At 67.6% G+C, this 23,387-nt stretch carries 30 protein-coding genes; 10 read left to right on the top strand and 20 right to left on the bottom strand.

The annotated features are described in order from the left end of the window. Window positions 1-51 precede the first annotated feature (51 nt). Window positions 52-906 carry a bifunctional DNA-formamidopyrimidine glycosylase/DNA-(apurinic or apyrimidinic site) lyase gene (mutM, locus tag FFS20_RS07105; protein WP_040341758.1) on the bottom strand — a complete coding sequence of 285 codons (855 nt, stop codon included), beginning with the start codon at window positions 904-906 and terminating at the stop codon, window positions 52-54. Window positions 907-1,485: 579 nt separating this feature from the next. Continuing rightward, a complete protein-coding gene (locus FFS20_RS07110) occupies window positions 1,486-2,484 on the bottom strand; it encodes a bile acid:sodium symporter (RefSeq protein ID WP_009378305.1) in 999 nt (332 codons plus the stop codon). Between the two features lie 105 nt (window positions 2,485-2,589). On the opposite strand from FFS20_RS07110, the gene FFS20_RS07115 reads away from it, so the two are divergent. From FFS20_RS07115 to lspA, 4 genes are read left to right on the top strand one after another with little or no spacing between them, the layout of a single operon-like run. Then, the gene (locus tag FFS20_RS07115; protein ID WP_009378303.1) at window positions 2,590-3,015 is read left to right on the top strand and encodes a MerR family transcriptional regulator; all 426 of its coding nucleotides are present in this window, start codon (window positions 2,590-2,592) and stop codon (window positions 3,013-3,015) included. 37 nt (window positions 3,016-3,052) lie between these two features. Next, window positions 3,053-3,412 (top strand): metalloregulator ArsR/SmtB family transcription factor, encoded by a 360-nt coding sequence (locus FFS20_RS07120; protein WP_007633539.1) that lies wholly within the window; start codon window positions 3,053-3,055, stop codon window positions 3,410-3,412. Further along, window positions 3,409-5,319: a cation-translocating P-type ATPase gene (locus tag FFS20_RS07125; RefSeq protein ID WP_171007022.1), complete on the top strand. Its 1,911-nt coding sequence runs from the start codon at window positions 3,409-3,411 to the stop codon at window positions 5,317-5,319. Before FFS20_RS07120 ends, FFS20_RS07125 begins: the two co-directional genes overlap by 4 nt. Continuing rightward, entirely contained in the window at window positions 5,316-5,879 is a 564-nt protein-coding gene (lspA, locus tag FFS20_RS07130) for a signal peptidase II (protein WP_009378298.1), read from the top strand. Before FFS20_RS07125 ends, lspA begins: the two co-directional genes overlap by 4 nt. 195 nt (window positions 5,880-6,074) lie before the next feature. Here the strand turns inward: lspA and FFS20_RS18515 are convergent, their stop codons facing one another. The 6 genes from FFS20_RS18515 to merA all read right to left on the bottom strand — a co-directional run bounded on the left by FFS20_RS18515 (window position 6,075) and on the right by merA (window position 10,700). Then, window positions 6,075-6,383: a zinc finger domain-containing protein gene (locus FFS20_RS18515; protein ID WP_311199573.1), complete on the bottom strand. Its 309-nt coding sequence runs from the start codon at window positions 6,381-6,383 to the stop codon at window positions 6,075-6,077. 408 nt (window positions 6,384-6,791) lie between these two features. Then, window positions 6,792-7,709, bottom strand: coding sequence for a cytochrome c biogenesis protein CcdA (locus FFS20_RS07140; protein ID WP_009378292.1), 918 nt, complete (start codon window positions 7,707-7,709; stop codon window positions 6,792-6,794). Between the two features lie 3 nt (window positions 7,710-7,712). Then, window positions 7,713-8,192, bottom strand: a complete 480-nt coding sequence (locus FFS20_RS07145) for a redoxin family protein (protein WP_009378285.1) — start codon at window positions 8,190-8,192, stop codon at window positions 7,713-7,715. A 45-nt stretch (window positions 8,193-8,237) separates the two neighbouring features. Then, window positions 8,238-8,531, bottom strand: coding sequence for a hypothetical protein (locus FFS20_RS07150; protein WP_009378284.1), 294 nt, complete (start codon window positions 8,529-8,531; stop codon window positions 8,238-8,240). A 28-nt stretch (window positions 8,532-8,559) separates the two neighbouring features. After that, window positions 8,560-9,228, bottom strand: coding sequence for an organomercurial lyase MerB (gene merB, locus FFS20_RS07155; protein ID WP_009378283.1), 669 nt, complete (start codon window positions 9,226-9,228; stop codon window positions 8,560-8,562). 50 nt (window positions 9,229-9,278) lie between these two features. Then, window positions 9,279-10,700, bottom strand: a complete 1,422-nt coding sequence (gene merA / locus FFS20_RS07160; protein WP_009378282.1) for a mercury(II) reductase — start codon at window positions 10,698-10,700, stop codon at window positions 9,279-9,281. A gap of 103 nt (window positions 10,701-10,803) precedes the next feature. Between merA and FFS20_RS07165 the strand changes: the two genes are divergently transcribed. Then, window positions 10,804-11,193 (top strand): heavy metal-responsive transcriptional regulator, encoded by a 390-nt coding sequence (locus tag FFS20_RS07165; protein ID WP_137825210.1) that lies wholly within the window; start codon window positions 10,804-10,806, stop codon window positions 11,191-11,193. 352 nt (window positions 11,194-11,545) lie between these two features. Here FFS20_RS07165 and mutM (FFS20_RS07170) read toward each other — a convergent pair whose 3' ends face one another. The 7 genes from mutM (FFS20_RS07170) to coaD form a co-directional block, all read right to left on the bottom strand. Beyond that, entirely contained in the window at window positions 11,546-12,385 is an 840-nt protein-coding gene (mutM, locus tag FFS20_RS07170; RefSeq protein WP_040341752.1) for a bifunctional DNA-formamidopyrimidine glycosylase/DNA-(apurinic or apyrimidinic site) lyase, read from the bottom strand. After that, window positions 12,378-13,325, bottom strand: a complete 948-nt coding sequence (gene mutM, locus FFS20_RS07175) for a bifunctional DNA-formamidopyrimidine glycosylase/DNA-(apurinic or apyrimidinic site) lyase (RefSeq protein ID WP_101624822.1) — start codon at window positions 13,323-13,325, stop codon at window positions 12,378-12,380. Before mutM (FFS20_RS07175) ends, mutM (FFS20_RS07170) begins: the two co-directional genes overlap by 8 nt. Before the next feature lie 22 nt (window positions 13,326-13,347). After that, window positions 13,348-14,052: a ribonuclease III gene (gene rnc / locus FFS20_RS07180; RefSeq protein ID WP_101624821.1), complete on the bottom strand. Its 705-nt coding sequence runs from the start codon at window positions 14,050-14,052 to the stop codon at window positions 13,348-13,350. 3 nt (window positions 14,053-14,055) lie between these two features. Continuing rightward, window positions 14,056-14,259: a 50S ribosomal protein L32 gene (gene rpmF / locus FFS20_RS07185; RefSeq protein ID WP_063249041.1), complete on the bottom strand. Its 204-nt coding sequence runs from the start codon at window positions 14,257-14,259 to the stop codon at window positions 14,056-14,058. A 2-nt stretch (window positions 14,260-14,261) separates the two neighbouring features. Further along, complete coding sequence (locus FFS20_RS07190; protein WP_009378265.1) at window positions 14,262-14,780, bottom strand: YceD family protein; 519 nt, start codon at window positions 14,778-14,780, stop codon at window positions 14,262-14,264. Window positions 14,781-14,911: 131 nt separating this feature from the next. Further along, on the bottom strand, window positions 14,912-16,099 hold the full coding sequence (locus FFS20_RS07195; RefSeq protein ID WP_137825211.1) for an MFS transporter: 1,188 nt from the start codon (window positions 16,097-16,099) through the stop codon (window positions 14,912-14,914). 3 nt (window positions 16,100-16,102) lie between these two features. Beyond that, window positions 16,103-16,591: a pantetheine-phosphate adenylyltransferase gene (gene coaD / locus FFS20_RS07200; RefSeq protein ID WP_095375931.1), complete on the bottom strand. Its 489-nt coding sequence runs from the start codon at window positions 16,589-16,591 to the stop codon at window positions 16,103-16,105. Window positions 16,592-16,700: 109 nt separating this feature from the next. Here coaD and FFS20_RS07205 point away from each other — a divergent pair, with 109 nt between their 5' ends. Further along, window positions 16,701-17,177, top strand: coding sequence for a hypothetical protein (locus FFS20_RS07205; protein WP_249356715.1), 477 nt, complete (start codon window positions 16,701-16,703; stop codon window positions 17,175-17,177). Between the two features lie 55 nt (window positions 17,178-17,232). On the opposite strand, the gene FFS20_RS07210 is transcribed toward FFS20_RS07205, so the two are convergent. The 3 genes from FFS20_RS07210 to FFS20_RS07220 are packed head-to-tail and all read right to left on the bottom strand — an operon-like array spanning window position 17,233 to window position 18,929. Beyond that, window positions 17,233-17,682 (bottom strand): hypothetical protein, encoded by a 450-nt coding sequence (locus FFS20_RS07210; RefSeq protein ID WP_101624820.1) that lies wholly within the window; start codon window positions 17,680-17,682, stop codon window positions 17,233-17,235. A 43-nt stretch (window positions 17,683-17,725) separates the two neighbouring features. Next, window positions 17,726-18,175: a hypothetical protein gene (locus tag FFS20_RS07215; RefSeq protein ID WP_137825212.1), complete on the bottom strand. Its 450-nt coding sequence runs from the start codon at window positions 18,173-18,175 to the stop codon at window positions 17,726-17,728. 4 nt (window positions 18,176-18,179) lie between these two features. Further along, a complete protein-coding gene (locus FFS20_RS07220; protein WP_095375933.1) occupies window positions 18,180-18,929 on the bottom strand; it encodes a GntR family transcriptional regulator in 750 nt (249 codons plus the stop codon). Between the two features lie 113 nt (window positions 18,930-19,042). Here FFS20_RS07220 and FFS20_RS07225 point away from each other — a divergent pair, with 113 nt between their 5' ends. From FFS20_RS07225 to ehuA, 4 genes are read left to right on the top strand one after another with little or no spacing between them, the layout of a single operon-like run. Next, window positions 19,043-19,924 carry a transporter substrate-binding domain-containing protein gene (locus FFS20_RS07225; RefSeq protein WP_009378249.1) on the top strand — a complete coding sequence of 294 codons (882 nt, stop codon included), beginning with the start codon at window positions 19,043-19,045 and terminating at the stop codon, window positions 19,922-19,924. Window positions 19,925-19,945: 21 nt separating this feature from the next. Further along, entirely contained in the window at window positions 19,946-20,737 is a 792-nt protein-coding gene (gene ehuC / locus FFS20_RS07230) for an ectoine/hydroxyectoine ABC transporter permease subunit EhuC (RefSeq protein WP_009378247.1), read from the top strand. Next, on the top strand, window positions 20,737-21,393 hold the full coding sequence (gene ehuD, locus FFS20_RS07235) for an ectoine/hydroxyectoine ABC transporter permease subunit EhuD (protein ID WP_009378245.1): 657 nt from the start codon (window positions 20,737-20,739) through the stop codon (window positions 21,391-21,393). The genes ehuC and ehuD overlap by 1 nt, the downstream gene beginning before the upstream one ends. Further along, window positions 21,380-22,183 (top strand): ectoine/hydroxyectoine ABC transporter ATP-binding protein EhuA, encoded by an 804-nt coding sequence (gene ehuA / locus FFS20_RS07240; protein ID WP_040341749.1) that lies wholly within the window; start codon window positions 21,380-21,382, stop codon window positions 22,181-22,183. The genes ehuD and ehuA overlap by 14 nt, the downstream gene beginning before the upstream one ends. Window positions 22,184-22,311: 128 nt before the next feature. On the opposite strand, the gene FFS20_RS07245 is transcribed toward ehuA, so the two are convergent. Beyond that, window positions 22,312-22,734: a hypothetical protein gene (locus FFS20_RS07245; protein WP_137825213.1), complete on the bottom strand. Its 423-nt coding sequence runs from the start codon at window positions 22,732-22,734 to the stop codon at window positions 22,312-22,314. Next, on the bottom strand, window positions 22,731-23,378 hold the full coding sequence (rsmD, locus tag FFS20_RS07250; protein WP_223289963.1) for a 16S rRNA (guanine(966)-N(2))-methyltransferase RsmD: 648 nt from the start codon (window positions 23,376-23,378) through the stop codon (window positions 22,731-22,733). The genes FFS20_RS07245 and rsmD overlap by 4 nt, the downstream gene beginning before the upstream one ends. Between the last annotated feature and the right edge of the window lie 9 nt (window positions 23,379-23,387).

Consider the following 23,387-nt stretch of genomic DNA (forward strand, 5'->3'; position numbering starts at 1 on the left):
ACATCTGTCTGCTCAACGTCCGTGACCTGGCCTCCTCAGGCAAACTCCTCATCACGCTAGGGTCGTTGTCGATTTTCGCTGGCAGATCGGACACGAGTGGCTCGAGCGGTTCATGAATTGTTCCCGCACGATCGGCGTCCCGCAGCGCGTGCAAGGCTGGCCGGTACGACCGTAGGCATTCAGGCTGCGGGCAAAATAACCGCTGCTGCCGGCCACGTCGACATAGAGGGAATCGAACGAGGTTCCGCCTTGGTTTAGCGCGGCGGCCATGACGTCGCGCGCAGCATCGATCAGCGTTGAGATCCTTGGCTTGCTCAAGGACGATGCCGCCGTCTCCCCGTGCACCTTGGCAGCCCAGAGTGCTTCGTCGGCGTAGATGTTCCCGATGCCGGACACTACCGTCTGGTCCAGCAGCACGCGCTTGATGCCGGTTTTTTTGGCCTTGATCAACGCAACTGCTGCCGGCTGGTCGAACAGCGGATCGAACGGATCCCGCGCGATGTGGGCGATCGGCGAGGGTAGCACCGCTCCGCCTTCGTCGTACATCAGATGCCCGAACGTGCGCTGGTCATCGAACCGCAGATCGTGGCCGCCGTCGGTGAAGGTGATCCGCGCCCGCTCGTGCGCAGCGACGGCAGCATCAGGCGACGTGATGAGCATCTGCCCGCTCATCCCCAGGTGAGCCAGTAGTGCGTCCTCGCCGTCCAGGATCAGCCACAGGTACTTACCGCGGCGGGCAGTCCCCGTGATCGTCGCCCCGACCATCCGTGCGGCCAAATCCTCCGTACCGCGCACATGACGGCGGGCCGCACGCGGATGCAGAATAGTGGCCGAGGCGATCGTCCGGCCACGGACATGATCGTCGAGTCCACGGCGCACGACCTCGACCTCAGGAAGTTCAGGCACGGGTAGCACCTCGCAGTGTCCGGGACCCAGGGCTACGGCGGTGCGCTACTGAACAGGTCGGGCTATCGAGGCGCTTGGTCAGAGCCTGTCGTGCCAAGTCAGACCGGGGTATGATTCGTTGACGCCGGCCCGCTGACCGGCACTGCCAATCGCGACATTGGAGTGAACGGCCTCCTTCGACCCGCTTTAATGCAATGTTTAAGTAGCCCTACTTCCCACGATAGATACATTGAAAAACTGGGAGAGTAAGACGATGGCGTTTTCGCTGGTCAGAGGCTACTTCACCGCTAAGTGACGTGCGTATGATGTGTGCTGCCTCCACACCAGAGTACGGCCTCACGACGTCAACCTACCAACTGCCCGATCGAAGGAAGGATCGGGCATCCGCGACCCGTGCGCACAGGACGCCTTCGCCATCGAAGCAGTCCCGGCCTCCACTTCTCCTTCTCTTGGCCTTCTGTTCGATCAGGTGGTAGTGGGGACCTGAGCGACGCCCGCCGGCCGCCCTGACGAGAGCCGAGGCCCGCCTTCGGCACTTCTCTGATTGAGGGATCCCGGCACCCCCGTTGCACGAGGCTTCTACGACACGGACTTCGCCGGTCCTATCTCAGGATCGTGAGCCACGCGGATGATCCACGGGATCAGTCGCACGAAAACCACCATGACGACCAGCTCGACCAGGGTCTGCGTGACGACCACGAGGGGCGCGAGGTCGAACGCCGCGGGCAGCGCGAGCACCAGCGGCAGCACGACGAGTGAGTTCCGGGTCGCGCCGCTGAACACGATCGCCCGTCTGCCCGGCACGTCGAGGCCCGCGACTCTGCCCGCCAGCATCCCGACCGGCACCATCACGGCGGCGAAGAGGACGTAGACCGGCACCGCGAGGAGCAGAGAGCCGAGCCGCGCGCTCACGCCAGCGATCTGCGAGGCGACGACGACCGCGAGCGTGGCGACCATGAGCGGCACCATCGCGCCCATGACCGCCTGTTCGACCCTGCGCGCGGCGCGCGATCTGGCCGCGGACAGCTGGGTCAGCGCCGCGCCCACGAGGGGCAGGGCGATGATGAGCACGAAGGCCTCGACGAACGGCGCGAACTCCACGGACCCCACGAACTCCGCTCCGACGAACAGCCATAGGTACAGCGGCAGCAGGAGCATTTGGGTGAGCATCAGCAGCGGGGCGGCTGCCAAGAGCTTCTCCTCGTCGCCGCCGGCAAGCCCGGCGAAGACGATCACATAGTCGATGCACGGGGTCAGCAGCACGAACAGCACGCCGACGAGGAGCACCTGGTCGTGGGCCACGATCCCCGACAGCAGCCAGACGACGGCGGGCACCAGCACGAAGTTCACGACGAGGATCGCGGCGAGGAAGCGCCAGTCGCGGAAGGCGTGCCCGATTCTGCCGAACGGGATGCCGAGGAACGTGGCGTAGAGCAGCAGCGCGAGCACTGGGTGGATCGCCAGCTCGGCCGGGTAGGCGACCACGGGCCAGGCCAGCCCGACGACGGCCCCGATCGCCAGCCCCGCGACATAGAGCGCGACCTGGTGCCGCTCCATCCATTCCACGCTCATCTGCATCTGTTCTCCCTCATCACGTGCAAGGGCGGGCAATCCCGCCTACAGAAAAACGTTAGACCTTGAACCCGGGTTGAAGGTCAAGCTAGCGAAGCATAGGCTCGAAGCATGAAGATCTCCGAGGTCGCCGAGCGCAGCGGAGTGCCGGCGAGCACGCTGCGCTACTACGAGCGCCTCGGCTTCCTCGCGGCGCGCCGGAGCCCGAACGGATACCGGGACTTCGACGAGGGCCACCTCGAGCGGCTCGACTTCATCGCTTCAGCCAAGCGGCTCGGACTCGAACTGCCCGAGATCCGCCGCCTCTTGGAGCTCGCCGACACGGGCACCTGCACCGGCGTCAAGGTCGCGCTGCAGCCGCTGCTGGCCGAGCAGATCGCCGCCGTCGAACGGCAGATCAGCATCCTGACCGTACTCCAGGAACAACTGAGCGCGGCGCAGGCCCACGTCGACGACTGCCCGGACAGCGACGAGCAGTGCCGGTCCGAGTGCGCGTTCCGGGCCTTCGCACGGACCGCGCCGGTGCCCCATCAGTAATAGCCAATAGGTCAGCCATTGCTGTATAGTTCAGTGCATGCTGACTATTGCTTCTCGCCTCGACGTCATGAACCGGCTGGGCCGGGCCATGGCGGACCCGACGCGCTCCCGGATCCTGATGACCCTGTTGGACGGGCCGAGCTACCCGGCCGTGCTCTCGCGCGAGCTGGAGCTGACGCGCTCGAACGTGTCGAACCACCTGACCTGTCTTCGTGACTGCGGGATCGTGGTCGCCGAGCCCGAGGGGCGGCAGACGCGCTACGAGATCGCCGACCCGCACCTCGCGGCGGCGCTCACGGCGCTGGTGGACGTGACGCTGGCCGTGGACGAGCACGCGCCGTGCGTGGACGCCGAGTGCACGGTGCCGGGCTGCTGCGGGACTGGAGCGGGCGCGTGAGCGCGGCGTGCGGGTGCGACGAGCCGGAGACCCGGGTCGGCGAGGAGGCCGAGGAGGAGCGGGAGCGCCCGTGGTGGCGTGACCGCGGGATCATGGTCCCGGTGCTCTCCGGCGTCGCCTTCGGCACGGGCCTGGTCCTGGAATGGACGGGGGCGGAGATCCCGTCGCTGGTGGCGTTCTGGATCGGCCTGCTGCTGGGTGCGTCGACGTTCACCCCGGGCGCGGTCCGCAAGCTGTTCAAGGGCAAGCTGGGCATCGGGCTGCTGATGACGATCAGCGCGGTGGGCGCGGTCATCCTCGGCTACGTCGAGGAGGCCGCGGCGCTGGCGTTCTTGTACTCGATCGCCGAGGCGCTGGAGGACAAGGCGATGGACCGCGCCCGCGGCGGGCTGCGGGCGCTGCTCAAGCTGGTCCCGGAGACCGCGACCATCCGGCGGGATGGCGCGTCCGTGGAGGTCGCCGCGAAGGATCTGGCCGTTGGTCAGCTGATGCTCGTGCGTCCGGGTGAGCGGATCGCGACCGACGGGATCGTCCGCACGGGCCGGTCGAGCCTGGACACCTCGGCGATCACCGGGGAGTCGATCCCGGTGGAGGTCGAGCCCGGCGACGCGGTGTCGGCCGGGGCGATCAACACTGCCGGTGCCCTGGAGGTCGAGACGACCGCGGCGGGTACCGACAACTCGCTGACCACGATCGTGGAGCTGGTGGAGCAGGCGCAGGCCGAGAAGGGGGACCGTGCCCGCCTGGCCGACCGCATCGCCCGGCCGCTCGTGCCTGGCGTGCTGATCCTCGCCGCTCTCGTCGCGGTCATCGGCTCGCTGCTGGGCGACCCGGAGCTGTGGATCACCCGCGCCCTCGTGGTGCTCGTCGCCGCGTCGCCGTGCGCGCTGGCGATCTCCGTCCCGCTGACCGTCGTCGCCGCGATCGGCTCGGCGAGCAGATTCGGCGTGATCATCAAATCCGGTGCCGTGTTCGAGCGGTTCGGCGTGATCCGCCACGTCGCCGTCGACAAGACCGGCACCCTCACCCGCAACGAGCCCGCCGTTACCGCCGTCCTCACCGCCGACGGAGTGGACGAGGCGCGGGCATTGGCGTGGGCGGCGTCCCTGGAGCAGCACAGCACCCACCCGCTGGCCGCCGCGATCACCGCCGCCTCGCCCGGAGCCCCCGCCGCCCTGGACGTGACCGAGCAGGCCGGGCACGGCATCGAGGGCACCCTCGACGGGGCCCGGGTCACCGTCGGCAGCCCCCGCTGGCTGGACGCCGGGACGCTCAAGGACCAGGTCGCGGGCTTGGAGGAGCAGGGCATGACCGTCGTGATCGTGCACCGCGACGACGTCCCAGTCGCCGCGATCGGGGTCCGCGACGAGCTGCGCCCCGAGGTCCCCGAGGTGGTCCGCACCCTCGCCGCCCAGGGCGTCGGGGTGACGATGCTCACCGGCGACAACGCCCGCACCGCCCGGGCGCTGGCCGCGCAGGCCGGGATCGAGGACGTCCGCGCCGAGCTGCGTCCCGAGGACAAGGCCGCCGCGATCAGCGAGCTGGGCAGGCACGGCTCGGTCGCGATGATCGGCGACGGCATCAACGACGCCCCCGCCCTGGCCGCCGCGGACATCGGCATCGCGATGGGCGCGACCGGCTCCGACGCCGCGATCGAGTCCGCCGACGTCGCCTTCACCGGCCACGACCTGCGACTCCTCCCGCGCGCGTTCGACCACGCCCGCCGCGGCAGGCACATCATCAACCAGAACATCATCCTGTCCCTGCTGATCATCACCGCGCTGCTGCCGCTGGCGCTGTTCGGCGTGCTCGGCCTCGCAGCGGTGGTGCTGGTGCACGAGATCGCCGAGGTGATAGTGATCCTCAACGGGCTCCGCGCCGCCAGGACGAGGAAGACCGCCTCGTGAACGTGCCGGATGCCGTCGAGACGGCTGACGCCGGCGTCGCGGACGAGAAGGCCCCGCCTCCTCCCACCCGGCGGGCGGTCGGCGCAGCTCTCGCCGTCGGCGCGCTCGGCCTCGCTCTGGACCAGGGGACGAAGGCCCTCGCGGCCGCGCGGCTGACGCCGGGCGAACGGGTCCCGCTGCTCGGCGACTTGTTCGGCCTGTCCCTGGTCTACAACCCCGGGGCCGCGTTCTCGCTCGGCGCGGGATCGACGTGGATCTTCACGGCCGTCGGCGTCCTCGCTTCGGTGGCGGTGGTCGTGTTCGCCGCGCGGCTTCGGGGCTTGCGGTGGGGCCTTGCCCTGGGCATGGTCCTCGGCGGTGCGGTCGGCAACCTCGTCGACCGGCTCGGTAACCCGCCCGCGATCGGTCAAGGGCACGTCACGGACTTCCTCGCCTACGGGAGCCTCTTCGTCGGGAACATCGCGGACGTCTTCGTGGTCGCCGGTGTCGGCCTGGTCTGCCTGAACCTCGCCTCGCCGAGGCCGGGCGAAAATCATCGCGTACGAAATGCCCAGCCGTGATGAAACTGGAACAGCTGAACATCGCCACCCACAGGAGATGTTTCGTCACGAAAGTGCGACCTCGGTCTTCGGAGTCCGGTTCAGTTCTACTTCACCGAGTTCTTGCATCCGGCGGGGCGTATTCGATCGATGCTGGGGCCTACGTGCATTGATCAAGGCGCGTCGAAGCAACACTCATCGCGTGAAGCAGGGCCTCTATCGTTCCAGCTGGCAAACCGGGCAGAGGTGGCTCGATCGGTTCATGATCTTCTTCCGTACTATCTGCGTTCCGCAGCGCTCGCACGGGTGTCGAGCGATCCCATAGCCAGCCAGAAGGTGCACCCCGTAGCCTGCGTCACACAATAGGAGCAATGAATTACGGGAGGTGTGACGAAGGGGTCTGAACTGTTCACCGGCGGATTCACGCCGGCGGGCGTGGTGACGTACAGTGCCTATGTTACGAGAACGGAGCCTCAGGACTTCAGCCTGAGAGGAACGGGCGCAGTCGAGGAAAGAGCCGGCCACAAGCGATCTACGGTCCAGGAAACCTCTGCCATCGACGGATGGACATTACATCCCTGCTGCGAAGACCCAGCTTCGACACCTCATTTTCGTTTGCCATCACATTCGAGCAGGTGGTCAGCGAAGATCCGGGTGATGTCCTCGCCTGTTCGCGCGTCAGCCGCAGCGCAGCTTTGCCGATCTTCTGGACGTGCACGTCGTGCACGACCGAGCCGAGCGCCTAGTCCAAGACCGAGACTCGGATCATTGTCCTGATGAGCGGGCGTCCGTCGCGTCCACTCACCTTCTCGGTACGGGCCGGAAGTCTTCCCCGCCATATTCGCCGCCAGATGATCTTGGCGCTGTAGTTTTGGCGCTCGGCGGTAGTTACGACGTCGAGTCAATCGTCCTCAGATTCCGGCAGAGTCGTGCTCACTCCGTCGTCGCGCTCGGCCGGTCGTCGGCAGAGTGCGCTTGCTCGGCGTCGCAGCAGTCTCCATTGGCCTTCCAGATGGACATAGGACGGCGTCCGGCGAGGGTTCCGAGCAGCAGCGCGACGAACACGGCCGCGACGGACACTCCGGTCACGACGCCGACGTGCCCCTGGACCCAGTCAGACACCGAAGTTGCGACCGCGGCGACGGCATTGGTGCGGCCGAACGCTGAAGCGTCACCGGTGACGGCCGGGTACCAGTACCAGGCCAGGTAGGCCCCGGTGAGGATGAGCACGGCGGCGGTGACCCTGGGGCCATAGCGTGCCAGTGAGGCAATGCGTCGCGAGAGCGCCGTACCGGCAGCGGCAGCGGTGACGGCGACGAGCAGCAGGACGCTCGCGGATCCCGCGGCGTAGACGGCGAAGACGAGGAGCAGGCCGGCGAAGCTGGCTGTGGCCTGCGCCTGCGCGACGACGGCGAGGAACACTCCGAAGGTGCACGACAGCGACGCCGCGGCGTAGCCGACCCCGAAGACGACCATGCGTGCGGTGCTCGGCGGACGCGCCGTGACCCGGCTGGGGATGCCGGGCAGCCGGAGCGAGAACGAGCGACCGGCCAGCATCGCCGCGCCGAACAGGACGAGCACGACGCCGACGGCGAGCCCCAGTGCTGGAGCGGCCTGGATCAGGCTCCGCGCTCCGGCACTCACAGCGATACCCGCCAGCGCCAGCGTGCCTGCGAACCCGATTGTCACGGCGAGGCCTGCCCGCAGCGATCGCAGGAGGCGCACCGGGGCCGGGGAGGATGCGGCGTCGCCCAGCGCGTGGGTGATCCATGCCGGAAGCAGTGCAAGACCGCAGGGGTTGACCGGGGCGATCATTCCGGCAGCGAAGGCGAGGGCAAGGAGTCCACCCATGGCTCAGGCCCCGGCCTTTTCGAGCTCGCCGATGATCGTCTCAGCGTCGGGGTCGGTGGCGCGGAAAGTCACCCGGCCGTCGGAATCGACGATGATGAGCGTGGATAGCGCGGCGACGTCGAATCGCTGGGACAGGGTTGCGCCCTGGTCGATGGCGGCGGGGACGCGTTCAGCCTCGACGTATTTCATGAAGCCTTCGATAGTCTCCTTGGTTTCGCGCGGATCCATGTCGACGGCGAGGAATCCGGCACCGGTGCCGTTCGCTTCCGCGCTGGCGGCGGCCTCGCCGAGGGATCGGACCCCGCCGACGCATTCGCCGCAGCCGACAGAGAAGAAGAACACCGCGGTGGGCTTCCCCGCGGCGGGCAGGCTGACCTGCCTGCCGTCGATGCTGGTCACGGCCGCGGGCGAGCCGACATCGGCTGTGGGCGCGGCGTCGTCAGATTTGCCGCAGGCGGTCAGGACCAGCGGTCCTGCGACCATGAGGCCTGCGAACGAGAGCGCCGCGCGGCGGGTGAGGGGGGGTGGTCATAGGTTCTGGTCTTCCTTCGTGTCGGTGGCATGATCGGAATCAATGGTCGGGCAGCAGTCGTGGCCGGTGCGGTCGCTGCGGGTCCGGCGGTGGGCGGCGGCGAGTACGACGAGCACCACGAGCGCCATGCCGGTGCCTACCACACAGGGGTTGGCGAGGATCCCGCCGAGGCCGGCGAGCACGCCGCCGGCGATGAGCAGCGGCAGACCGCAGCACAGTGCCATGAGGAGCACGACCCCTGCCCCGAGCACCAGGCCGCCGCCGGGTCGGTCGTCGCGTCTGGTCGTCATCGGTGTTCTCGTTTCATTCGGGGCCCGGCTAGCAGCAGCGGTGGCAGCGGTCGGCAGTCTGGGCGTCGGCCCGGAGCCGGTCGAGCAGGTGGGAAGCGAGTTCGATGCCGATCCGATGGGCTTCGATCACCGGCACCGCTTGAGCCCCTGGGTGCTCAGCGAGCCATCCGGCGGCGTCGTCTGCAGATGTAAAGTAGTGCACCTGGTCGCAGAACGAGGAGCGGATCGAGGTGATCTGCTCCGGGTTCACCAGGGACACGACGGCGCTCGCGGGTTCGACGCGGGTGACGCCGGTGGCAGGGTCGACGTTGACGGCGACGACGATCCTCTCGCCGCTGGCCGGGGAGACAGACTCCACGCGGGCCGCCCGGTCGAGGAGGCCAGGGAAGACCAGGGTGTCCAAGGCGCACCAGGTGTAGAGCTCCTGATCGGCCACGGCGAATCGGTGCGGGGTCGGGCGCAGGGTGAGGCCCTGGCCGACGATGCGGCCCTGGTCGTCGTACTCAGTGTCGGGCACGGCGGCCAGTCCGTTGCAGGCCTGCTCAGGGGTGCGGCCGGCGGCGGTGGCGAGCTGCTCGATCGTGACGGGGTCGCCGTCGACGAGCAGCCGCAGCAGCGGGACCAGCAGGCCGGGGTCGAGGCCGGTCTCCTCGGGCCTGTTGAGCCGATCGGGCAGTTGCGTGCTGAGGTCGGACATTTCGGTTTCCTCCATTTCTGAGTTCGGGCAGGTGCTGCTTCCGGGTCGGGTCAGGCGCAGCAGGACAGCTTCGAGACGTCGGCGGTGAAGGCCTTGGCGGCGATCCGGATGCCCTCGGCCATGGTCAGGTACGGGGCCCAGGCGTCGGCGACCTCCGCGACGCTCTTGCCGAGCACGTGGACTCCGGCAGCGGCGAGCTCTCCGGCGTCCTTGGCAACGGCGGTGAGGCCGAGGATCTCTCCGGTGTCCGCGTCGGCGACCATCTTGATGAACCCGCGGGTGTCCCGGTTCACCAGCGCGCGGGGCACGTACTCCAGCGGCAGCACCCGGCAGTCGCAGCGGATGCCTGCGTCGAGGACCTGCTTCTCGGTCATGCCGACCGCGCCGATGGCAGGCCCGGTGAACGTCACACGCGGCAACCGGGCATAGTCCACCGACCTCTCGGCGTCGGCGAAGGCGTTCTCGGCGACCAGAGTGCCGTGGTGGGCGGCGACGTAGACGAATTCGGGGTGCCCGGTCACGTCGCCGGCGGCCCAGATCCGGGGGTTCGAGGACTGCAGCTGGTCGGAGACCACGATCTGCCCGGATTCGCCGGTCTTGACCTCCACCGCCTCAGGGTTCAAGGCATCGGTCACGGGCCGGCGGCCGAGCGCGACCAGGAGCTGGTCGGCGCGGAACTCCTGCGAACCGCCGGACACGTCGGCGGCCACGATGACCTTCCCGTCGGCGCTGCGAGCGACGCTGGTCGGGACCGCTCGGCGGACCACCCGGATGCCCTCGTCGGCGAAGACCTCGGCCAGCGCCTTGGACACCTCCGGCTCCTCCTTCGAGGCCAGCCGGGAGCGCACCAGGAGGGTGACATTCGATCCGAGGCGGGCGAACAGCTGGGCCTGCTCCAGCGCCACGTATCCGCCGCCGAGCACCAGCAGCGACTCGGGGACCTCGGTCAGCTCCATCGCCGTCGTGGAGGTCAGGTACCCGGCCTCCTCCAGCCCGTCGATCGGCGGGGCCCAGGGATGTGAGCCTGTGGCGACCAGGTACTGGGCGGCCTCGATCGTCTCGACAGCGCCCTCGGCAGACCTGACCTCGAGGACCGGAGCTTCAGGGGTGCCGGCGAACGCGGCTTCGCCCTGCCGTACGTGCCAGCCGTACGACTTGGCGACGTCCACGTACTTCTCACCCCGCAAGCCCTCGACGAGGTCCTGCTTCCCGCCAATCAGCGTCGGCATGTCCACCGGTCCCGCGGCCGTGGCGATGCCGGGGAACCGCTGCGAGGCGTCTACGGCAACATGCCGGGCATCAGCGGCGGCGATGAGCGCCTTCGACGGCACGCAGCCGGTGTTCACGCACGTGCCGCCGAAGGTCCCGCGCTCGATCATCGCCACCGACTTGCCGAGCGTGGTCGCGCGGATGGCGGCGGCGAACGCGCCGCCTCCGGATCCGATGATGGCGAGGTCGTACTTGGTAGGCATCGCTGCTCCTGTCAGTCCTTGGATTTCTGCTCCGTCTCAGCCATACTGGACCTTCCAGTACAGGGGAAGGTCAAGCGCGGCCGCGACACGGATGGAGGAGGCCATGAGGATCGGGGAATTCGCCGAGGCGGCCGGCACCACGGCGAAGACGCTGAGGTTCTACGAAGAGCAGGGGCTGCTCCCCCCGCCCGACAGGACGTCGTCGGGGTACCGCGACTACCCGCCGGACGCAATCGCGCGCGTCGACTTCGTCCACCGCGGCCAGGCTGCCGGCTTCACGCTCGCCCAGATCCGCCAGATTGTGGACATCCGCGACGCCGGCCACGCCCCGTGCGCCCACGTCCGAGACCTGCTCGACGCGCGCCTGCGCGACATCGAGCAGCAGATCGCCCAGCTCACCGCCTTGCGCGACACCATCGCCAACCTCCGGGACGACGCGGCGCACCCCGAGCCCGAGACCTGCAGCGCGGACCAGGTCTGCCGGTACGTATAGACAAGAGAGCCGCGACCGGCGAATCCGACAGACCGCTGTTCCAGGGCGCACGACGATGCGCAGTGGCGCAACGATGCTGCCCCCTTCAGGGATGGCGGCAGGGACGATGGCCAGAGGAGCCGTTCTGGCATCGACATCTCGGTTTGGTCGATTGGCGAGCACCACGTCAGGACACGAGGACAGACCGGTTCAGAAGGGCCGGATCTGTTCACTCGGGACTCGCCGAGCTAGCAGAGCTGACCGCGGTCCACCATCCACGGCGATGAGACTCGCTATATATCTATGTACAGCGGATCGAGCCGAACCCCACTGCGACCGCGGTCCGCCTGCAACTCGAGAGACGACCTCTCGACTAGCGTTTCCGCTGGCAGAGCGGGCAAGAATAGCTCGACCCGTTCATCAACTTCTCCCGCACGATCGGCGTCCCGCAGCGCCTGCAGGGCCGGCCGGCACGACCGTAGGCGTTCAGGCTGCGGGCAAAATACCCGCTGCTGCCGGCCACGTCGACATAGTGAGAATCGAACGAGGTGCCGCCCTGGGCGAGTGCAGCCGTCATGACGTCTCGCGCAGCCTCGATTACCGCCGAGATCCTGGACCTGCTCAACGACGCTGCCGGTGTCTCCCCGTGCACCTTGGCAGCCCACAGCGCCTCGTCGGCATAGATGTTCCCGATGCCTGACACCACCGTCTGATCCAGCAGTACGCGCTTTATGCCCGTGCGCTTACTCTTGATCACCGCAACTACCCCCGGCTGGTCGAACAGCGGATCGAAGGGATCCCTCGCGATATGGGCGATCGGCGACGGGAGCACTGCTCCGCCCTCGTCGTACATCAGATGCCCGAACGTGCGCTGGTCATCGAACCGCAGATCGTGGCCGCCGTCGGTGAAGGTGAACCGCGCGCGCTCGTGCGCACCGACTGCAGCATCGGGGGACGTGATGAGCATCTGCCCGCTCATCCCCAGGTGCGCGAGCAGCGCGTCGTCGCCGTCCAAGATCAGCCACAGGTACTTGCCGCGGCGGGCGGTCCCCGTGATCGTCGCACCGACCAACCGCGCAGCCAGATCATTCGGGCCACCCACATGACGGCGCGCCGAACGAGGATGCCGGACAACAGCCGAGGCGATCGCCCGTCCGCGGACATGTTCGTCGAGTCCCCGGCGCACGACCTCGACCTCAGGAAGTTCAGGCACGGGTAGCACCTCGCATGATCCGGGACCCGGAGTTACGGCGGTGCGCTACTGAACAGGTAGGACCGTCGAATTGCTTGCCCCGTGCCTGGTCAGACTGCGGTATAGGTGGTCTACGCCCGACCGGTGCCCGGCACAGCCAATCGCGACCTTTGTGTCTGCGACTTGCTTCGACCCGCTCTACGTCAATGTCGAAGCGGCCGGACTCCCCGTTGACGTTGACATAGAGCGAGTCGAAGCTCGTCCCGCCCACGGCCAGGGCATCGCCCATGACGGTCGTCGCCGATTCGAGGACGGCGGCCAGGCGGGAGCGCCGGGTCCGCGCCGGCAGTGCGAGCGGGTGGACTCCGGCCCGGAAGAGCGCTTCGTCGGCGTAGATGTTGCCGATCCCGCTGACGAGCGTCTGGTCGAGCAGGGCCGCCTTGATCGGGGTGCGCTTGCGCGCGAGCGCATCGACCGTGGCCTCGACGTCGAAGGCGTCCTCGAGCGGGTCGGGCGCGATGTGGATCGCCGAGGCGGGCACGAGCCGACCGTGGGAGGCGACGAGGCCCTGCACGCTGAGATGGCCGAAGATCCGCTGGTCGACGAACCTCAGGTCATAGGGTTCCTCACCGCGTTCGAGGCGGAGCACGGCACGCGTGTGCCGGTGCGTCTCATCGGCGGCGAGGTGGACGCGCAGCTGACCGCTCATGCCGAGGTGGATGAGCAGCCCGGCATCCCCGTCGAGGGTGAGCCACATGAACTTCCCGCGTCGCTCTGCCCCGGTGATGGACGCCCCGGTCACGCGTTCGGCGAACGCGGCGGCGGTGGCCTCGTCGATGCGACGCGCCGAGGTGGTCCCGAGGATGCGGGGGTCGACCACCTCGGCGGCGGTGACCCGGGCACCCGCGGTCCATTCGTCGACGCCGCGGCGGACGCTTTCGACCTCGGGGAGTTCGGGCACGGTGCCGGGTCCGACCTGCGCGTCAGCGCTGGTAGTCGGGGTAGAGCGTCCGGATGGCCTTGACGGCGACCTCGGCGGCGGCCGCCTCGGCGGACTTCTTCGACGATCCGTCTCCCGAACCCCAGCCGTTGTCGCCGAGGCGGGCGGTGGCGGTGAAGATCATTGCGTGGTCGGGGCCGGTCGAGGTGATCTCGTAGCTCACGGGGCCGAGTCCGAGGTCGGCGGCGGCCTCCTGGAGCGTCGTCTTGTAGTCCATGCCCGCGCCGAGGTTGACGGCGTCGGCGAGCATCCCGTCGATGAGGCGGTGGACGAACGCGAACGCGACCTCGCGGCCGGAGGAGACGAAGGTGGCGCCGATGAGGGCTTCGACGGTGTCGGCGAGGATCGAGTCCTTGTTCCGACCTCCCGTGAGCTCCTCGCCTTTGCCGAGCAGGATGTGCTGGCCGATGTCGTGGCGGCGGGCGATCTGAGCCAGCGCCCTCGTGTTGACGACGGCGGAGCGCATCTTCGCCAGCTGGCCCTCAGGCAGGTCCGGGTTGTCGTAGTAGAGCGACTCGGTGGCGACGAGCCCGAGCACGGAGTCGCCGAGGAACTCGAGGCGCTCGTTCGTCGGGATGCCGCCGGCCTCGAAGGCGAAAGAGCGGTGGGTGAGCGCTAGACGAAGAGTCTCGGGATCGATGTCGATCCCGAGACTCTTCTGCAGTTCTGCTGTGGTGTCAGTTTCCACAGGTCAGGCGTCAGCGACCTTGCGTCCCTTGTACTCAAGGAACAGCGGAGTGCCGGCTGCGTCTTCGACGACCTTGGCCTGGTGGGGGCGCGAGTACACAACGCGACCGTTCTCCACAGTCTTGACCAGGTTCGGAGCCTGAGCCTTCCACTGCGAACGACGGTGGCGGGTGTTGCTGCGCGACATCTTACGCTTGGGAACAGCCACGTCTAGCTCTCTTTCTTCTCATCCAACAAGTTCTTCAGCTGCGAGAACGGCGAATCGGATTCGCTGTCGTCCTCCTCGATGTCCTCACCGAGGGTGTAGGAGAACTCCTCGCTTCCGTCCTGGGAAGGACTGAAGGGCAGAGCCATCACGACTGCGTCTCTGATCGCGGGTTCGAGGTCGAGCTGATCGCGATTGATGACGTAGGAGTCCTCGTCGCCATCGGCCTGCTCATAGACGTACATCTCGTTGATGTCGACATCTATGGGCAGCTCGATCTCGTCGAGAGTCCTTGCATCCTCGCCGCGGGCCACGGTCGAGACCGTACCCGTCACGTAGATCCCCTCGGAAACGCTCTCGAACATGAGCTCGAGATTCATGGGCGTTCCTTCGGCGACCCCGATCACTTCGATCTTGAGATCCGCCGGAGCCGGCACCGTGGCATTGACACGTTCCCACTCACCCGGATGACCGAGCAATCCCATGGATCGGAGATCGTAGACGAACTCTGACCGCTTCTTCATGCTCTCTCCTCCGTATGCGAATGAGATGCCGCTCCTGCGTTCACACGCGACTCACCATTCTAATCAACGCGGGCCACCATTGCCAATCGTCGCCTCATCCCCGCCGAGGTGTTCCTCGTCACCCCTGACCCTCACCACTTCTCGTGGCTGTTGCGCCAGGTCACCCCTCCGGCGAGGAGGAGCAGCGCCCCGGAGATCGTGAAGACGATGCCGGAGCCCGCGACGATCGTGAGCACCGAGGCGAGCGAGGGGATCGCGACCTGGCTCAGCCGGTTGCCGGCCAGCCGGATCGAGAGCACCGCCGCCCGGTTCGCCGGATCCGACAGCGTCGAGACCCACGTCATCGTCAGCGGCTGGGTGAGCCCGAAGCAGAAGCCCGCGATCGCCAGGAGGATCGCCAGCGTCCACGTCTGAGTGAGGATCGGGATGAGGATAACGCAGATGGCCGCCGTCGCCGAGGCGGTCCACAGCAGCGAGAGACTCCCCCACCGGTTCGCGAGCATCCCGATGATCATCCGCGAGATCACCGAGGCGAAGGTCCGCAGGGCGAGCAGCCACGTCACCGTGGTCACGCTCAGCCCGTTCTCCTGCCCGATGAGCGGCAGGTATGCGGTCATGAGGTCGACGGCGGCCAGGGTCGCCATCGACGCGAGGATCGCCGGCTTCATCCCCCGGATCCGCAGCAGCGCCCACGGGGTGCGGACGGTTTCGGCCGCCTCGGCGCGGGAGACGTGAGGGGTCCGCCCGCGGAGCATGACGATAACGGCGGCGATGAGGGTGAGCGCCGAGAAAGCCGTCATGAACCACAGGGCGCCGACGATGTGCGGGGAGCCCCCGGTGGCGTCGGCGATCATTCCGGCCAGGGGCAGGCCGATCGTCTGCCCGATCGAGACGCCCAGGGTGAGGTGGCCGAACTTCGCCGTCAGCCGGGAAGCCGGGAAGCTCTGCGGGATGAGCGCCTGGGAGGCGACGGTCGTGAGCAGCTGCCCGAAACCGAGACTCATCGTCGCGACGAGGAGCACGCCGAGGTTGGGAGCGACGGCGGCGAGCGCGACGGGCGCGATCGAAAGGACGGTGCCGACCCAGAGCACCGCGGTCGCGTATCCGCGGTCGACGAGGCGGCCGACGAAGAGCGCGGTGAGCAGCGGGACGAGCGAATAGCACGCGGTCATGAGACCGAGGACGACTCCGGTCCCGCCGAGTTCGAGGGTGCGGTAGGAGATGAGGACGCGCACACCGTTGTACGTCGCGTGCGCGAGGACGGTGTGGATGACGAGGCCCGTGAACCAGGCCCGAGATGAGGAAGGAGTCGCGGCCATGCCTTACGTGTCGGCGCTCAGCGCCGCGAGCACGGGTTCGGGGACGAGGCCCGTGATGTCGCCGCCGTGCCTGTGCACCTCTTTGATGAGGGAGGAGGAGACGTGTTCGAACTCGGGGTTGCCGGGGACGAAGATCGTCTCGAGGTCGGTGAGGTGCTTGTTCATCAGCGCCATCGGCAGTTCGTAGGCGAAGTCCGTGCCCGAGCGCAGCCCCTTGACGACGGCAGGGGCACCGATCCTGGCGCAGTAGTCGACGAGGAGGCCACCGGGGACCACGTCGATCGAGATGTTCTCGGCATCCCGGGTGCGTTCGTCGGCGGCGAGCGAGGCGCGGATGAGATCGGCCCGGGTCTCGGGGTCGAAGCGGCCGGACTTCGAGGGATTGTGGACGACGGCGACGACGACCTCGTCGAAGAGCTTCGCCGCGCGCGCGATGATGTCGAGATGACCCATGGTGATCGGGTCATAGGATCCGGGACTGACGACCTTCATGGCCTCATCGTATCCCGCGGGGTGCGCTCGGCCCGGTCGGTCCGCTTGCCGAGCACTCGGCTGAAGCTATGGTGCAGCCATGAGTTGTTTCGACACTGGCTCCCGAGTGATGGTCGGCGGACTCTCCCGGCAGCGACTGCTTGCCGCACTCGATTCTGCGGAGGTGCGCCTGAACGACCACGCACGCGTGCTCATCGCCGGACCGGCATTCGACCGCCGTGACCCGGAACCCATCAGAGTGATCACGCGCAGCCTCTCGACCCTCGGGCTTACTTCCGGAGGCACCCTGCGCCAGATCTTCTCAACCGCAGAAAGCCGAGGGCTTCACCCCTGCCCACCCGACAGCGGTCCGTACCTGAGAATTGCTTGGCTCTCCCAACCGCAGTCGCATGACTCGGTCCAGTCGACCGGGCGCGCGCCGGCCGGGGCCGTGACGATCGCCTCGGAGCCGATCGACGAGACGTTTGCAACGCCCAAGGGGTTCTATCTTCGCCTCGTCGATGGCCAAGCATGGCTGCGCGCTTATCGATGTGACGAGGCGTTCGAGTTCTCAGCCGATGACGTCTTCGCATTCCGAGCCGATTGATATCGGTGTCCAGCGGCGTTCGAATCGGTCAGGACCCGGTCGGTCCGCTTGCCGTTCAGTCCGGGTGGCCCCGCTGCTCCTTGAGCGCCGACCAGCCGTGCCAGGCAGCGGCGGCGACGACCATGGCCCCGAAGAGGATGAGCGAGCTGAAGCTCTGAACCATCATTGCGAGCCGCGCCGACTCCCGTCCCCCCGCGGCGGCGAAGACCATCATGCCGCCGATCGAGAGGACGGCGGCGACGAGGCCGACGAGGGCCACCCACGCCACCCGCCGCTCATGCGAATGCTCCCACCGCAAGCGGGCGGCGAGGAGGCCGAGACCGAGGGCAGAGGCTGCCGCGGCTACCGCGAAGATCACCCCGAACCACGTGAGCACTCCCCCGTAGACGTGGACGAAGAACTCGGTGAGGACGACGACGAGGACCATGGCCACGAACACGGTGACGACCGCTTCGCGCACGAGCGCCCAATAGCGCGCGGCGAACGAGCGCCCGAGAGGATCCATGCCCAGATCGTATCGCCGGGCCCGTCACGCGATCCCGGTCGGGTCAGGACCCGGTGAACTGAGCCTTGTGCGCGCGCCGGTCCCGCACTGTCAACCACGCATTCCAGGAGAGGCCGGCGACGAGGACGGAGCCGAAGAAGTACAGAGACTGCACCGCATACGAGGTGACGACCATGTCAGCGGGGGTGCCGCCGAGCGGGGAGAGCGCCCAGACAGAGATGACCACGAGCACCACGGCCCCGGCACCGGCGATGAGGATGCGGACGGCCGACCACAGCCTCGGTCGCGGGGATTCCCTCCTCAGCAACAGAGCGACAGCGGCCGCCGCGACGGCGAAGGCGATGAGGTAGATGAGACCGAACCACGCAAGGATCGACAGCGGGGAAACGAAGATCTCGGCGGCCATGAAGACGAGGAGAACCCCGACCGCGCCCACGCCCATCAGCTCTCTGACATCGGCCCAGAAACTGGAACGGCGTGGCATCTCACCCATACGCTCACTCTCGCAAGCTCGCCCACTGGTCGTCAACACCGGTCCCCCGCCCCTCACCGCGGACGACGACGGCGTCGGGCTCGGAGGCGGGATTGTGGAGGCGGGCGACCGCCTCGGCGGAGATCCGGCCGATGATCGCCACCGCCTCGGGCTCGTCTCCGGCGGCGATCACCTCGGCGAGGCGACGGTGGATGTCGATGAGGTCGCACCTGACTTCGTAGCCGGCCGGATCGGACAGCGACAGGAGTCGCGTGTGGACCATCGAGGCCTTCATCATGGCCCGCAGCCGCGGCGACCCGGAGCACGCGACGATCGCATGGTGGAAGTCGAGGTCGGCGTCGCCGATGGTGCGGGCGGTGTTGTCCTCGATCGCCTTCTCGAGCGCGCTGAGCGCCTCGTCGATGAGCACGGTCGACCGTCTGCCCCGGATGATCATGCGCGCCGCCTGAACCTCGATGGCCTCGCGCACGGCGTAGACGTCGTCGATGTCGTCAGGTCCCATGCGCTTGACCCATGCGCCCCGGCCTGGAGCATGGCTGATGCTGCCCTCGCTGACGAGCCGCTGCAGCGCCTCACGCAGCGAGGGCCGGGAGACCCCGAGGAGTTCGGCCGTGCGGACCTCGCTGATCGACTGCCCGGGAAGCAGACTGCCCCGGTAGATTGCGTTGCGGATCTCCTCGGCGACGAGGTCGATCGTCGACGAGCGCACGACTCTGCGGAGCACGGGAAGTTCCGAGGTGTGCGGATCGCTCATGTCACGAGCATATAACGTTGTCTGACAGTGTGACATCACGACTGTAAGAGGATTGAATGGGGCGATGAGACGCACGTCACCCAGTGCGCCGATGCTCACCGAAAGGACCCGCAATGAAATCCCTGAAAGGACTCGCAGCCGCGACCTCGATCCTCGCGCTCACCTTCACCCTCGGTGCCTGCAGCGGAGGGGGCTCAGACAAGAGCACCCTCCAGCAGGCCATCGACGACGGGAAGATCACGGTCGGCTTCGCCGGTGAGGCCCCGTACAGCTTCGAGGAGGGCGGGGAGCTCCAGGGCGCGAGCGTCGCGCTCGCCAAGGAGGTCTTCAAGAACCTCGGGGTCGACAACGTCGAAGGCGTCAACACGGAGTTCGGCTCCCTCATCCCCGGGCTCAACGCCGAGCGCTTCGATGCGATCTCCGCGGGCATGTCGATCCTCCCCGACCGCTGTGAGCAGGCGGCCTTCGGCAACCCCGAGTTCATGTACACCACTGCCCTGATGACGAAGAAGGGCGAGAACGAGGGGATGAAGAACCTCGACGAAGTCAAGGAGAAGGGCCTCAAACTCGCGACCATGACCGGTGCCGTCGAATCCGACTACGCGGAATCGCTCGGCATCGATTCGCAGAAGGTCGGCACTCCGCAGGACGGCATGGACGCCGTAACCACTGGACGCGCCGACGCCTTCGCACTCACCGGCATCTCACTCAACTGGATGGCGAAGAACACGCCTGACGCCGATGTCGCGGTGAGCGAGTCGTTCGTCCAGGAGATCGACGGGGTCCCCCAGGTCGGCGCCGGTGCCACGGTCTTCCGCACCGACGACACCGAACTCCGCGACGCCTGGAACAAGGAGCTCGACAAGATCGTCGGCGATGAGAAGGCCTACCTCGACATCGTCGGCGACTACGGCTTCACGAAGGAGGAGCGGCCCGACGGGTCGATCACGACCGATCAGCTGTGCAAGGGCGAGCTGCCGACCGCTGACTCCTGAGTCGCAGCGCTTCCCGCACTCATGACCGACAAGCTCAGTGCGCTCCAGGGTTTCCTCCCACAGGTGTGGGAGGGAATCCAGGTCACGCTCATTCTCACCCTCGCCGGTGCCGCGGGTGCGCTGGTCATCGCGATCGTCCTCGGACTCGCAATGACCTCCTCGCACGCGTGGCTGCGGATCCCTGCCCGGATCATCGTCGAGTTCTTCCGTGGCACGTCCCTGCTCGTCCAGCTCTTCTGGCTCTTCTACGTCCTCCCCCTCTTCGGGCTGCAACTCGACCCGATGGTGTGCGGAATCGGTGCACTGGCCCTCAACTACGGTGCCTATTCCGCCGAGGTGGTCCGGTCCTCGATCGCGACCGTGCCCAAGGGCCAGTGGGAGGCGGCGATCGCGCTCAGTCTCTCCCCGGCCCGCCGGATGCTGCGCGTGATCTTCCCGCAGGCGTGGGCGCTGATGATCCCGTCGCTCGCGACCCTGTTCATCCAGCTGCTCAAGGGCACTGCCGTCGTCTCCTTCATCACGCTCTCCGACCTCACGGACAAGATCGGGCAGCTGCGCATGGCGACGAACGACACGTTCTTCGCCTACTCCGTCGGACTGCTCATCTACTTCGTCATCGCCTGGCTCATCCAGGAGTTCATGAACCTCCTCGAGCGCCGCGCGGTCAAGAGGCTGGGCAGACGCCGTCCCGGTTCGCGCAACGACCGTCGAAGGGCCCGGCGCGATGCCCGTGTCGGCTCGACCGAGGTGACCGGCCCGCGCACGGCCGCCGGTCAGTCCACGGGCAACGTCGGATACGGACAGCCGCTGTGATGTGGAACTGGGAGTTCGCCGCCGAGGCGCTGCCGATCCTGCTCCGCGGCTTCGTCAACACGCTCATCGCCACAGTCGTCGGCACGATCATCGCCGCGATTCTCGGCCTCATCCTCGCCGTCGCGATCCGCGGGCTGCCGCGATGGATCAACTGGGTCGTCCGGCTCTTCGTCGCGTTCGTCCGCAACACCCCGCTCGTCGTCCAGCTCGTCTTCGTCTACACCGCGTTCTCGGAGATCCCAGGGCTCGTCGACATCCCGGCGCTCGTCGTCGGCTCCGGGGTCATCGGCGTCCACTATGCGACGTACATGTCCGAGAGCTACCGTGCCGGCATCGACGCGGTGCCGCCGGGACAGCGGGAGGCGGCCATCGCCCTCTCCCTGCCTCCGGTGCGCACCTTCACCGCGGTCATCCTCCCGCAGGCGCTGCGGGCGACGATCCCCTCGCTCGGCAACTACGCGGTCGCGATGTTCAAGGACACCCCGTTCCTCTTCGCGCTCTCCGTCGTCGAACTCGTCACCTCGGCGCAGCAGTTCGGGGCGTCGAAGTTCGCGTACACGGAGGCGTTCACCCTGGCCGGACTCATCTTCCTCGCCGCCAGCTACCCCACCTCCCTCCTCATCCAACGATTGGAGCGGCGCCTTGCCACCTACTGAGAACACCCCGTCCCCGCACAACGACACCGCGCCGGCGATCGAGTTCAGGGACGTCGAGAAGCGGTTCGGGAAGACGACGGTGCTCGAGAACCTCAACTTCACCGTCGCTCCCGGTGAGCGGGTCACCCTCATCGGACCGAGCGGTTCGGGCAAGACGACGATCCTTCGGCTCGTCATGACGCTCGAGGAGCTCACGGGCGGATACATCTACATCGACGGCATGCCGCTGACCTTCGAGGAGAGGGACGGCAAGCGCGTCGAGCTGCCGAAGAAGACGACCCGGGAGATGACGACGCGCATCGGCATGGTCTTCCAGCAGTTCAACCTCTTCCCCAACATGACCGTGCTCGAGAACATCATCGAAGCCCCGATCCACGTGCTGGGGAAGTCGAAGGACGAGGCGATCACAGATGCCCGGTCGCTGCTCGACCGCGTCGGGCTGAGCGAGAAGGCCGACGAGCACCCGACCCGGCTCTCCGGCGGTCAGCAGCAGCGGGTGGCGATCGCCCGGGCGCTGGCGATGAGCCCGGAGATCCTCCTCCTCGACGAGGTCACCTCGGCCCTCGACCCCGAGCTCGTCGGCGACGTCCTCGCAGTGCTGCGCGACATCGCCGAGACCACGGACATCACGATGCTCCTCGTCACCCACGAGATGCAGTTCGCGCGGGAGGTATCCGACCGAGTGATGATGTTCGACAGCGGCCGCGTTCTCGAGGAGGGCCCGCCCGACCTCATCTTCAACGACCCGAGTCACGAACGCACGAGGTCGTTCCTCTCGAGCGTGCTCTGAGCTGCTTCGACGGTGCTCTGAGCGCTTCGACGGTGCTCTGAGCCGCTTCGACGCGGTGATCAGACAAAAACGCGGTCTGCTCACCGCGTATTTGTCGGATCACCGCGTCGATGGCGCGAAGTCGGGATTCACGCGTCCACGGGGGCACGCCGGCGCTCGGCTGCGCGGACCGAGCGCCGGCGCCGGTTCTGCACCATGAGTACGACGGCGATGATCACACACGCGAGCGCGCCCGCGGTGAAGACGTCGGCGAGCCACGCCCAGTGGACGACGTAGTGGTCGGAGAACTCCCACGGCCCGTCGTCGCCGGCGATCTCCCACGAGGTCTGCAGCGACTGGCTGCACGTGACACCCGCGGGGAACTGCTGCATCCAGGTCGTGAAGCCGGTGACCTCGAAACCTGCCGGCGGCTCGGCGCATCCCTGTGCGCCGCTGCGATGGTCGACGATCTGGTACTGCAGCCACAGGAGGACGCGCGACCCGACGAAGAGCACCGGCACGAGCAGCAGGTAGAGCCACGGCGAGCGCAGCCAGCTGCCGCGTCGCGTCATGAAGCCGCCCCGCCGTCGGCCGCGTCCTCAACGCCCGGATCCTCGTCGCCCGGGTCCTCGTCGCCCGGACCCTCGACGGCGAGCTGGACGAAGTGGAGGGCGGTCTCCCCGAAGGTTTTCGAGCGGAAGACCTCGAGGCCGTCCGGCATCGTAGGCTCAGGGGCCCGGGAGGAGCGTTCGACAACGACGATCGACTCCTCGTCGAGGTGGCTGCGCAGGCGGCTGAGCACCTGGGTCACCGCGTCCTCGCCGAGCGGGTAGGGCGGGTCCATGAAGACGAGGTCGAAGACCCGGGACTCCGGATGGTCCGGGTCGGGGAGGTTCCCGAGGAACTGGAGGACGTCGCCGCTGCTCACCGACGCCGAATGCCCGATCCCGAGCTTGTCGGCGTTCGCTTCGATCGCCCTGGCCGAGGCGAGCGACGAGTCGACGAAGACGACCTGCGCGGCCCCGCGCGACATCGCTTCGAACCCGAGTCCCCCGGATCCGGCGAAGAGGTCGAGGACATTGGCGGCCTGGAGCACCCCGTAGCCTTCGAGCATCGAGAACAGCGACTCCTTGACGCGGTCCGAGGTGGGTCTCGTCCCGGTGCCGCCCGGTGTGACGAGCTTCGACCCCTTGTGCGCTCCTGCGATGATCCTCATCAGCTCCTC

The sequence above is a fragment of the Brevibacterium sp. 2SA genome, from assembly GCF_005502845.1.
In the GTDB taxonomy this organism is placed as follows: Bacteria; Actinomycetota; Actinomycetes; order Actinomycetales; family Brevibacteriaceae; genus Brevibacterium.

Excerpts from the sequence above, each read along its gene's own strand:
- FFS20_RS07110 (WP_009378305.1), bottom strand. The coding sequence starts at position 2,484 with ATGCAGATGAGCGTGGAATGGATGGAGCGGCACCAGGTCGCGCTCTAT.
- FFS20_RS07115 (WP_009378303.1), top strand. The coding sequence starts at position 2,590 with ATGAAGATCTCCGAGGTCGCCGAGCGCAGCGGAGTGCCGGCGAGCACG.
- FFS20_RS07120 (WP_007633539.1), top strand. The coding sequence starts at position 3,053 with ATGCTGACTATTGCTTCTCGCCTCGACGTCATGAACCGGCTGGGCCGG.
- FFS20_RS07140 (WP_009378292.1), bottom strand. The coding sequence starts at position 7,709 with ATGGGTGGACTCCTTGCCCTCGCCTTCGCTGCCGGAATGATCGCCCCG.
- FFS20_RS07145 (WP_009378285.1), bottom strand. The coding sequence starts at position 8,192 with ATGGTCGCAGGACCGCTGGTCCTGACCGCCTGCGGCAAATCTGACGAC.
- FFS20_RS07150 (WP_009378284.1), bottom strand. The coding sequence starts at position 8,531 with ATGACGACCAGACGCGACGACCGACCCGGCGGCGGCCTGGTGCTCGGG.
- merB (WP_009378283.1), bottom strand. The coding sequence starts at position 9,228 with ATGTCCGACCTCAGCACGCAACTGCCCGATCGGCTCAACAGGCCCGAG.
- merA (WP_009378282.1), bottom strand. The coding sequence starts at position 10,700 with ATGCCTACCAAGTACGACCTCGCCATCATCGGATCCGGAGGCGGCGCG.
- FFS20_RS07165 (WP_137825210.1), top strand. The coding sequence starts at position 10,804 with ATGAGGATCGGGGAATTCGCCGAGGCGGCCGGCACCACGGCGAAGACG.
- FFS20_RS07190 (WP_009378265.1), bottom strand. The coding sequence starts at position 14,780 with ATGAAGAAGCGGTCAGAGTTCGTCTACGATCTCCGATCCATGGGATTG.
- FFS20_RS07195 (WP_137825211.1), bottom strand. The coding sequence starts at position 16,099 with ATGGCCGCGACTCCTTCCTCATCTCGGGCCTGGTTCACGGGCCTCGTC.
- coaD (WP_095375931.1), bottom strand. The coding sequence starts at position 16,591 with ATGAAGGTCGTCAGTCCCGGATCCTATGACCCGATCACCATGGGTCAT.
- FFS20_RS07205 (WP_249356715.1), top strand. The coding sequence starts at position 16,701 with ATGGTCGGCGGACTCTCCCGGCAGCGACTGCTTGCCGCACTCGATTCT.
- FFS20_RS07210 (WP_101624820.1), bottom strand. The coding sequence starts at position 17,682 with ATGGATCCTCTCGGGCGCTCGTTCGCCGCGCGCTATTGGGCGCTCGTG.
- FFS20_RS07215 (WP_137825212.1), bottom strand. The coding sequence starts at position 18,175 with ATGGGTGAGATGCCACGCCGTTCCAGTTTCTGGGCCGATGTCAGAGAG.
- FFS20_RS07220 (WP_095375933.1), bottom strand. The coding sequence starts at position 18,929 with ATGAGCGATCCGCACACCTCGGAACTTCCCGTGCTCCGCAGAGTCGTG.
- FFS20_RS07225 (WP_009378249.1), top strand. The coding sequence starts at position 19,043 with ATGAAATCCCTGAAAGGACTCGCAGCCGCGACCTCGATCCTCGCGCTC.
- ehuC (WP_009378247.1), top strand. The coding sequence starts at position 19,946 with ATGACCGACAAGCTCAGTGCGCTCCAGGGTTTCCTCCCACAGGTGTGG.
- ehuD (WP_009378245.1), top strand. The coding sequence starts at position 20,737 with ATGTGGAACTGGGAGTTCGCCGCCGAGGCGCTGCCGATCCTGCTCCGC.
- FFS20_RS07245 (WP_137825213.1), bottom strand. The coding sequence starts at position 22,734 with ATGACGCGACGCGGCAGCTGGCTGCGCTCGCCGTGGCTCTACCTGCTG.
- rsmD (WP_223289963.1), bottom strand. The coding sequence starts at position 23,378 with ATGAGGATCATCGCAGGAGCGCACAAGGGGTCGAAGCTCGTCACACCG.